The organism is [Scytonema hofmanni] UTEX 2349, assembly GCF_000582685.1.
In the GTDB taxonomy this organism is placed as follows: domain Bacteria; phylum Cyanobacteriota; class Cyanobacteriia; order Cyanobacteriales; family Nostocaceae; genus Hassallia; species Hassallia hofmanni.
Window position 1 is genome coordinate 2215345 of record NZ_KK073768.1, and the last position, 8436, is coordinate 2223780.

Consider the following 8436-nt stretch of genomic DNA (forward strand, 5'->3'; position numbering starts at 1 on the left):
ACCTCAAACAAGAGAGATTTCACTATGGGATTAGTCAAAAATTTATCATTTGCTCTAGTTGGCGCAGGATTTGCAGTTGTAGCAACAGCTACTCAAGCTTTCTCCTTAAGCTTGAAATACGAAGGTGATATCGGTAGTCCTGGCTTTGGTCCTGGGCAACTCTTTGTTCCCCAAGGCATAACTGTGCAAGAAGGAACTGGGAATATTTACGTAAGTAACGGTCGTGGTTTGAACCCAGACGGCAGCTTTAACCCGGCGATCGGTAACAAGGTCGAAATATACAACCCTCAGGGTACTTATATTGGCGCAGTTGGTGAAGGTGGTAGAGGACCTGGACAATTCGACGAGCCGTCAGCTTTAGAATTCGATCCGCAGACTGGGAATCTCTATGTAGGTGATGTTTTCAACAACCGCGTTAACGTCTACGATCCACAAGGCAATTTTATTAACTCCTTTGGCTCATTTGGCGGTTTGATAGAAGGTAGAGCTTTCTTTGGACCATCGGGTGTGACATTCGATAAAGCTGGCAATGTGTATATAGGTGATTTTAGTGGCGACAAAATCAACAAATATACCAAAGATGGACAGCTTCTTGGTAGCATTGGTACTTCTGGTACTGCACCTGGGCAGTTTCAAGGACCAGCGGGTCTAAGAATTTCCCCAGTTAGTGGAAATTTTTATGTAAGTGACCAGTTTAATAACCGCGTTCAAGTACTCGATCCAAATGGTAATTCGCTGTTTACATTTGGCACACAAGGCACGGGAGATGGACAATTTCTTCAACCAATCGGTTTGGAAGTGGATGAAAATGAGAATATCTACGTAGCTGATTCTATCAACAGCCGCGTTCAGGTATTCGATAAAAACGGTAAGTTCCTGACTGCATATGGACAACCTGCTCTTGATGCATCTGGCAATCCTGTACCACCTCCACAATTAGGTGAACCTCCGTTTGGCAATCCTCTCGACCTGACTCCGGGCAGGTTTAACTGGACAGGTGGCACAAGCTACAGAGACGGTAAGCTGTATGTAGGTGATTTCTTCCAAGGTCGCGTTCAAGTGCTGAAGGTAGAAGGTCAAAACAAAAAAGTGCCTGAACCAAGCACAGCGTTAGCTCTTGGGTTGTTGGGAATAGGAGCTACTGTTGTCAAATTGAAGAAAGATAAGCGGCAAAGGACAATCATTAGTTTAGAGAAGCAACTGCAAAAGACTACAGTTTAGCGACTTTATCCTGATACCCTGGTTCCCTGTTAGTTAGGACTTACGCACTCGTTACCAAAAAACAAGACTTTGAGATTGCTTCCTCGCGTCGCAATGACGGAAATACGTAGTACGTGCGTAAGTCCTGTTACTAACAGGGAACGAGAGAAAAGACAAGTATTTCAAAAAGTGTTATTAATTATGTCTGCTGTAATTAATTTAAACTTAATTAGTGTTAATGATTTATTAGATCGCTGGCTTTCACAGCGGCTGAATACACAAAGTCTTACCTGGCTGAATGAAAAAAGAAAGCAGATAAGCAACGATGCTAATGTGCGAGTGTTTTTTACTGCTTTCAGCGCTGTGCCTCGTTATACTGGCAAAAGTGACCTTGAGTTAACACAAGACGACTTAAAAGCAGCCTCGGCAATAGTAGCAGGTTGGGTTCCCGCTAATTGGAGTGTGGATCAAGCTGCTCGTACTTTATTGCTGCTATCTTTGCCTAATGATGATGCAGAAAAATATCTGCACACGTTGGAGCAAGTTTTCACCACTGCGGATGTGGGAGAGTTAATTGCACTTTACCAAGCTTTACCGCTTCTACCTTACCCAGAAAAACTTCGTCACCGTGCTGCTGAAGGTGTTCGCAGCAATATGACAGCAGTTTTTAATGCTGTTGCTTTAACAAATCCTTATCCGGCAAAGTATTTTGACAATCTGGCTTGGAATCAGATGGTGCTGAAAGCTTTTTTTGTCGGCAGTCCTGTGAGTTTAATTCAGGGACTTAATCAGCGTGCAAATCCAGAACTAGCAAGAATGTTAGTTGATTACGCCAATGAACGTCAAGCTGCTGGGCGATCGCTTTCTCCGGAGATTTGGCAATTGGTGGATTTGGTTAAGGGGTAGGGGGAATTTGAAGAGGGGGAAAGGGGAAAGGGGAAAGGGGAAAGAATTATTACCAATGCCCATTGCCCATTAACAACTAACAACCAACAACTAACAACCAACAATTAATATGATGTTTATTGATCCTCATATTCACATGACTGCCCGCACAACTTATGATTACTTGATGATGCGGGAATCGGGTATTGTGGCTGTAATTGAGCCGGCTTTTTGGCTGGGGCAACCCCGGACTAATGTTGGTTCGTTCCAAGATTACTTTAACAGCTTGGTGGGATGGGAGCGCTTTCGAGCGGCTCAATTCGGTATTCGCCATTATTGCACCATTGGTTTGAATTCTAAAGAAGCTAATAATGAAGCGTTGGCAGAGCAAGTGATGGAATTGTTACCTCTGTTTGCTTGCAAAGAGGGTGTAGTCGCTATTGGTGAAATTGGCTACGACGATATGACGCCTGCTGAAGATAAATACTTCCGTCTACAGTTAGAGTTGGCGAAAGAGCTTGACATGCTAGTATTAATTCATACACCCCATCGGAATAAAAAAGCAGGCACAAGTCAAAGCATGGATGTCTGCATTGAGCATGGGTTAGATCCATCGAAGGTGATTGTGGATCATAACAATGAAGAGACGGTTGAAGAAGTTTTGGATCGGGGCTTTTGGGCAGGTTTCACAATTTATCCGAATACCAAAATGGGCAATGCTCGCATGGTGGAGATTGTACGCCAATATGGAAGTAATCGCATCATTGTAGACAGCAGCGCTGACTGGGGAATTAGCGATCCGCTAGCTGTTCCTAAAACTGCTCAATTGATGATAGACAGAGGAATAAGTGAAGCTGATGTCAAAGCTGTGTGTTATGAAAACGCACTTGCAGTTTACAGCCAAAGCGGTCAAATGCAAGAGTCAGACTGGCTTTCACCCTCAGCGATCGACCAACGTCAGTTATTTAACGGTAACTCTGTCCTGCGTGGACAACAACCAGTTGTTGAGTCTATGCGTGAATATGCATTGATTGAGTAATGTTGGCTGTTGGATGTTAGTTGATAGTTGTTGGTTGATAGTTGTTGTTTTAATAGCCAATAACCACTACCCAATAACCAATAAACAATAACCACTATCAACTATCAACTAACCATTAACCACTATCAACTAACCATTAAACACTATCATGAACACCGCGACTTTAAATCGAAATCCCCTCTGGGCATATCTTCAATTATTGCGTCCTGCTAATATTGTTACTGCTTGGGCAGATATTTTAGCCGGTTTCGCAGCTTCGGGATACGTTGGTGAGTTGACACCATTAGCGTGGTTGCTCTTGGCTACTACGGGTTTGTACGGGGGGGGAATCGTCTTTAATGATGTTTTTGATGCCAAATTAGATGCCGAAGAGCGACCGGAACGACCGATTCCTAGTGGTAGAGCATCGGTTTTGGGCGCAACTATCTTAGGAAGTATCTTTTTGAGCGTTGGTGTAATTGCAGCTTTGCAAGTTTCTACCAAGAGTGCAGCTGTGGCTGCGATCGCTGCTTCAGCAGCTTTACTTTATGATGCTGTGGGGAAGCATCACCCTGTTTTGGGTCCGATTAACATGGGTGTTTGTCGCGGTGCTAACTTATTGTTAGGTGTGAGTGTGGCGCCGGCAATGGTGGGAGAATATTGGTATTTGGCTTTGATTGCGATCGCTTACATCGCCGGTATCACTACCCTCAGTCGAGATGAAGTCAAAGTTGGCAAAAGTACTACTAGAGTGGTAGCATTATCACTGATTGTTATAGTCATTTTCGGACTTTTAGGACTAGGGCTATTAAACAATTATAAAGTTTTGACGGCATTACCATTTATTGTACTTTTCGCGACGCGGGTATTACTGCCTTTTATCAAAGCTGTGCGGCAACCAAGCCCAGAACACATAAGAATTGCAGTCAAAGCTGGGGTGTTGTCATTAATAGTATTAGATGCTACATTGGCAGCGGGGTTCGCTAGTTGGAGTTACGGATTGATGGTTTTAAGTTTGTTGCCGATTTCAATGGCGATCGCACGAATCTTTGCAGTAACTTAAAGCATAAAAGTGGGAATAATAACTATAAATAAGAGTAAGACAGAGTTTACACTTATACGGTGATTCCAAGAAATTAAGTAGCGGAATTGCCACGGGTGATTTATCAAAAAAATATACTTTCTCTAATCCTAGTCCTTAGCCTTTATTTTCAAGACAGATCATGCACATTCTGATTTATTCTTACAACTATCATCCGGAGCCGATTGGGATTGCTCCTTTAATGACTGAACTGGCAGAAGGACTAGTGAAGCGAGGTCATTCGGTTCGGGTAATTACAGGTATGCCAAACTATCCTCAGCGCCAAATTTACGATGGTTATCGGGGTAAATGGTATGTGACAGAAGAGAAAAATGGTGTCACCATCCAACGTAGTTATCTGCGAATCAAGTCTAAACCCAACCTTGTAGATCGGCTGGTACTAGAATTAAGCTTTGTCTTTACAAGTATCCCCCAAGCTTTAAATGGGTGGCGACCCGATGTAATTCTTTTGACAGTCCCTCCACTGATGGTGTCCTTACCGGCAGCTTTGCTGGGTTGTTTGTATAACTGCCCGGTGGTACTGAATGTACAAGATATTTTACCAGAAGCTGCTGTACGTGTTGGGCTGATTAGAAATAAATGGATGATCCGAGCCTTGGAAACACTTGAGAAGTTTGCTTATCGCACAGCAGATAGCATCAGTGTTATTGCCGACGGTTTTGTGGAAAATTTAATCAAAAAGGGAGTTTCGCCTAGTAAAATTAGGTGTATTCCTAATTGGGTAGATGTAAACTTTATCCGCCCTTTACCAAAAGAAAACAACCCTTGGAAAAAAGCTAATAAACTAGATGATAAATTTGTAGTTCTTTACTCAGGTAACATTGCGCTGACACAAGGTTTAGAAACAGTAGTAGAAGCAGCAGCTCGCTTGCGTCACATACCAGAAATTGTTTTTGCGATCGCTGGTGAATCACAAGCTTTAGAAAGATTGGAGAAATATTGCCAAACTTGTGGCGCAGATAACGTAGTACTGTTACCTTTACAGCCGAGAGAACAATTACCCGAAATGTTAGCGGCAGCTGATATCGGCTTGATTGTGCAGAAGAGCAACGTAATTTCCTTTAACATGCCTTCCAAAATACCATTATTACTAGCAAGTGGTAGGGCAATTATTGGTTCAGTTCCTGCTAGCGGGACAGCAGCCAAAGCAATTCGCAAAAGTGGCGGTGGTATAGTTGTGAAACCAGAATTACCGGAAGTACTAGCAGCAGCGGTTATGGATTTATATACCAATCCTATGAAAAGAGAAATGCTAGGTAAGAAAGGAAGAGAATTTGCCATAGAGCGCTATTCTTTTGAGCAAGCACTCGATCAGTATGAACAGCTATTTGCAGATGCGATCACTAACCCAGGATTAGATTTAGATATTTTGCCAAAATTCACTTCTAGTGAATCAGTTGATATTTGATATCGCGTAACATCGGTAAAAATTAGCAAGCATATAAATTCTAAATAAAAAAGTTTATTTAATGAAGTTGGAATGACGACTGCTGACGGTTGTAACTTCGCTCTTATTTGGATTATTTATGATTCCAGACAAGCTCAAACAAACCGATCAAAATCTAATCGAGCTATTACGCGATCGCCTATCGCTGCAAGCAACATCAGAATTGCCTTCAGCAGAAGAACAACTTGCTTATATAGCTCCTCAACTTGCCCAAGCGGGCATTCCCGAATGTGTTTGGACAAGTATAATCAATAGTTGTCATCCTATTACCACTGAATCATCCAATGTTAATAATGTCAAGCCAAAGCAAATTACCATCATTGGTGGACTTGGCAGAATGGGAAGATTTTTTACACAGCAACTTCTAGCGGCTGGACACAACGTAAGCATTCTAGAAAATGATGATTGGGAATATGCAGATCAACTGTTAAATCAGGCAGAGTTAGTATTAATTAGCGTTCCAATTGAACGAACGGTAGATGTTATCAAATGTGCGACAAAATATCTCGCACCAACAACAGCAATATGTGACATTACCAGCATCAAAACTCAGCCATTAGCAGCAATGCTTGCACACCATCCAGGACCAGTTATGGGATTACATCCGATGTTTGGTCCCAACATACAATCATTCAGCCAGCAAAAAGTCGTAGTGTGTCCAGGTAGAGAAAATCATTTTTTTCAATGGTTTTTAGACTTGATTAAAAGCCAAGGTGGAGAACTAATTGTTTGCACACCAGAAGAACACGATCAAATGATGGTCATTATTCAAGCAACGCAACACTTCTCTAGATTTAGCCTTGGTGTTTTCTTAGCACAACAAAAAGTAGACATAGAACGTAGCTTATCAATGTCTAGTCCCAGCTATCGACAAGAAATAGATATAGTTAAACGTCTATTTGCTCAAAATCCAAATTTGTGCATAGACATCATGCTTGCCACAGAAGAAAGATGTGAAGAAATTAGCATTTTAGCAGAAACTTACAATCGTTTAGCAACCTTAGTAGAAAAACGAGATCGAACCGGATTAACTCAAGAATTTGAAATCGCTAAAAGCTTTTTCACAGAGGATAAAAAAACTCATTTAAAAGCTTTAGGTACAAACTTTAGTCACGTCATAAAAAAGATTTTTCAGCACAAATAAACATATAAAAAATTTAAATTATTTATCATAACTCTTTTCTTGGCGTACTTGGCGGTTCGTTAGCATTAAAATATCAAAAACTATGCTGATCGACATCTTTCACAATAACGTTTGTCCCTCGTGCAGAATTGGCAAAAAACATCTTGAAGTATTTGTTCAACCTTTCAATCGCGCAACACTTTTAGAAACATTACTAAACTAAAAAAATGGTAGCTAGTATTCCCGAAATAACTACATTAAATTTGCAACCGATTCAACAACATGTTTCGGTTAGCTTCGACTATAAAGTTTACTTTAGCAATGAAGTCTTTAAGTTGAAAAATCACATGCTGGCGGAATTAATTGCCGGCGATGGTGAGCAAAAACCCAAGAAAATAGTCGTAGTAGTAGACGCCGGCTTATTAGAGCTTCGGCGTAGCTTGCTCAGGCAAATAGCACTGTATACAAAGTATCATGCCGATATCTTAACCCTCGCAGGCGACCCGATAAAAGTTCCTGGTGGAGAAGCTGCTAAAAACAATCCCAACTTAGTCAAGCAAATTCACAAATTGATTGATTCATCGGGGATATGTCGCCATTCCTACCTGATAGCAATTGGCGGTGGTGCGGTGTTAGACTTAGCAGGATTTGCCGCTGCAACTGCTCACCGGGGAGTTAGACTTATCCGTATTCCTACGACAGTGTTGGGACAAAATGATTCTGGTGTCGGGGTGAAAAACGGAATTAATGCCTTTGGTAAAAAGAACTTTCTCGGCACATTCGCACCCCCTTACGCAGTAATTAATGATTTATCATTTTTGAGTACATTAAGCGATCGCGATTGGCGTTCTGGCATTGCCGAAGCTGTGAAAGTCGCTCTAATTAAGGATGCTGACTTCTTTGAATTTATCCGCACCAATAGCGAAGCACTACGTCGCCGAGATATGGATGCGATGCAACAGTTGATTTACCGATGCGCTCAGTTACATTTAGAACATATTGCTAACAGCGGCGATCCCTTTGAAATGGGTTCATCTCGTCCGTTAGATTTCGGACATTGGGCAGCCCATAAACTAGAACAACTGACAAATTATAACTTGCGTCATGGAGAAGCGGTTGCGATCGGTATTGCTTTAGATACAACTTATTCCTATTTATTAGGAAAGATTTCGCGCTTAGAATGGCAGTGCATTCTGAATACACTAATTACATTGGGCTTTGTATTATACGTTCCTGAACTAACAGAAAAACTCTCACAACCAGAACATTCGCGCAGTTTATTTCGTGGGTTGCAAGAGTTTCGCGAACATTTGGGAGGAGAATTAACTTTAACGTTGCTGCAATGCATTGGTAAAGGGATTGAAGTTCACCAAGCTGATTTATCTTTATATAAACAAGCTATTTCCTTATTACAAGAATTTGTGGAAAATAGACAGAAAAAAAGCATTTCCTCCTTCCTCACTTCATCGGTATCTGAAAGCTTAACTTAACCCGTAGTAACGACTTCAGTCGTTTCCGAAAGCGTGATATTTAACTTAAACCGAGTTGCGTTCATGACTTACACCTCACCCCCTACCCCTCTCCTTATTAAGGAGAGGCAGGGTGGTTTCATACAAACAGAGAAAAATGACAATACTTATGGGAGGCGATCGTAAATTGAC

General features: G+C 41.5%; 7 protein-coding genes. All 7 read left to right on the forward strand.

Translation table 11 applies throughout. The annotated features are described in order from the left end of the window. The first annotated feature begins 24 nt into the window (after positions 1–24). The 7 genes from scyF (at position 25) to TOL9009_RS39225 (ending at position 8265) form a co-directional block, all read left to right on the forward strand. On the forward strand, positions 25–1221 hold the full coding sequence (gene scyF, locus TOL9009_RS0114995; protein WP_029633526.1) for a scytonemin biosynthesis PEP-CTERM protein ScyF: 1197 nt from the start codon (positions 25–27) through the stop codon (positions 1219–1221). Positions 1222–1401: 180 nt separating this feature from the next. Continuing rightward, positions 1402–2106: an EboA family metabolite traffic protein gene (locus TOL9009_RS0115000; protein ID WP_029633527.1), complete on the forward strand. Its 705-nt coding sequence runs from the start codon at positions 1402–1404 to the stop codon at positions 2104–2106. 109 nt (positions 2107–2215) lie between these two features. After that, entirely contained in the window at positions 2216–3124 is a 909-nt protein-coding gene (locus TOL9009_RS0115005) for a TatD family hydrolase (protein ID WP_242055397.1), read from the forward strand. A 148-nt stretch (positions 3125–3272) separates the two neighbouring features. After that, positions 3273–4166: a UbiA-like protein EboC gene (eboC, locus tag TOL9009_RS0115010; RefSeq protein ID WP_029633529.1), complete on the forward strand. Its 894-nt coding sequence runs from the start codon at positions 3273–3275 to the stop codon at positions 4164–4166. Positions 4167–4326: 160 nt separating this feature from the next. Then, positions 4327–5613 carry a glycosyltransferase family 4 protein gene (locus TOL9009_RS0115015; protein ID WP_029633530.1) on the forward strand — a complete coding sequence of 429 codons (1287 nt, stop codon included), beginning with the start codon at positions 4327–4329 and terminating at the stop codon, positions 5611–5613. A gap of 118 nt (positions 5614–5731) precedes the next feature. Then, positions 5732–6796: a bifunctional chorismate mutase/prephenate dehydrogenase gene (gene tyrA / locus TOL9009_RS39220; protein ID WP_051502904.1), complete on the forward strand. Its 1065-nt coding sequence runs from the start codon at positions 5732–5734 to the stop codon at positions 6794–6796. A 206-nt stretch (positions 6797–7002) separates the two neighbouring features. Next, positions 7003–8265: a 3-dehydroquinate synthase gene (locus tag TOL9009_RS39225; protein ID WP_051502905.1), complete on the forward strand. Its 1263-nt coding sequence runs from the start codon at positions 7003–7005 to the stop codon at positions 8263–8265. Positions 8266–8436: the final 171 nt, after the last annotated feature.

Excerpts from the sequence above, each read along its gene's own strand:
- scyF (WP_029633526.1), top strand. The coding sequence starts at position 25 with ATGGGATTAGTCAAAAATTTATCATTTGCTCTAGTTGGCGCAGGATTT.
- TOL9009_RS0115000 (WP_029633527.1), top strand. The coding sequence starts at position 1,402 with ATGTCTGCTGTAATTAATTTAAACTTAATTAGTGTTAATGATTTATTA.
- TOL9009_RS0115005 (WP_242055397.1), top strand. The coding sequence starts at position 2,216 with ATGATGTTTATTGATCCTCATATTCACATGACTGCCCGCACAACTTAT.
- eboC (WP_029633529.1), top strand. The coding sequence starts at position 3,273 with ATGAACACCGCGACTTTAAATCGAAATCCCCTCTGGGCATATCTTCAA.
- TOL9009_RS0115015 (WP_029633530.1), top strand. The coding sequence starts at position 4,327 with ATGCACATTCTGATTTATTCTTACAACTATCATCCGGAGCCGATTGGG.
- tyrA (WP_051502904.1), top strand. The coding sequence starts at position 5,732 with ATGATTCCAGACAAGCTCAAACAAACCGATCAAAATCTAATCGAGCTA.
- TOL9009_RS39225 (WP_051502905.1), top strand. The coding sequence starts at position 7,003 with ATGGTAGCTAGTATTCCCGAAATAACTACATTAAATTTGCAACCGATT.